General features: G+C 73.8%; 2 protein-coding genes. Both read left to right on the top strand.

The window, feature by feature from the left end; genetic code table 11:
• On the top strand, positions 1-247 hold a 247-nt coding region (locus NUU27_RS25405), incomplete at its 5' end, for an adenosylcobinamide-GDP ribazoletransferase (protein WP_257765072.1).
• A 9-nt stretch (positions 248-256) separates the two neighbouring features.
• Positions 257-965 (top strand): nicotinate-nucleotide--dimethylbenzimidazole phosphoribosyltransferase (locus NUU27_RS25400; protein WP_257765071.1); only part of this gene is annotated, 709 nt, incomplete at its 3' end.

Genomic DNA, 965 nt, shown 5'->3' with positions numbered 1-965 from the left:
CTCGCAAGGGGTTGGCCGGCCGGGCGGGCCGGCCGTCCTCGGCGCGCTGCTGGTCGGCAGCCTCGCCTTGCTCGGCGCCGGCGCCGGCCTGTTCCTCGTCGCCGCCCCGTTGCTTCTTCTGTCCCTCCTCCTCGTCAAGCGCCTCGCCGAACGGCAGATCGGCGGCCAGACGGGCGATGTTCTCGGCGCGCTGCAGCAGGTGGCGGAGGTGCTGACGCTGGTCGCCGCGACCACCCAACTCACCTGAAGGATGACCATGTCCACATTCTCGACCATCGATGAACTGCGTGCCGCCTGCCTGGCCTTGCCCGATGGCGAAGAGGCGGCGGCGCGGGCGGCCGCCGCACGGCAGTCGACGCTCACCAAGCCGCCCGGCAGCCTCGGCCGGCTGGAGGACGCGGCGATCCTGCTGGCGCGCTGGCAGGGGCGCCCGCAGCCGCTGCTGGACGCGGTGCATGTGCTGGTCTTTGCCGGTTCGCACGGCGTGACCGCACGCGGCGTGTCGGCCTTCCCGGCCGCGGTGACGGCGCAGATGGTGGCGAATTTCGCCGCCGGCGGCGCGGCGATCAACCAGCTCGCGCGGCAGGCAGGCGCGACGCTGACCGTGACACCGCTCGACATCGACCGGCCGACGGAGGATTTCACGCAGGCGCCGGCGCTGGACGAGGAAGGGTTCCTCCGCGCCGTTCAGGCAGGACACGATGCGGTTCCGGCCGGCGCCGATCTCGTCGTGCTCGGCGAGATGGGCATCGGCAACACCACGGCCGCCGCCGCCGTCGCGGCCGGCCTCTTCGGCGGCACGGGTGCGGAGTGGGTCGGGCGCGGCACCGGTGTCGACGACGCGGGGCTTGCCCGCAAGGCACAGGTCGTCGACCTGGCCCTTGCCCGTCATGGCCCGGCGCTCACCGATCCGCTTGCCGTGCTGCGCTGCCTCGGCGGCCGGGAGCTGGCGGCGATGTTCGGCG

Origin of the sequence: Nitratireductor sp. ZSWI3, from assembly GCF_024655565.1 — a bacterium.
GTDB lineage: Bacteria > Pseudomonadota > Alphaproteobacteria > Rhizobiales > Rhizobiaceae > Nitratireductor.
Note: the sequence above shows the minus strand (reverse complement) of the source record. Positions and strands in the feature narration are given on the sequence as shown.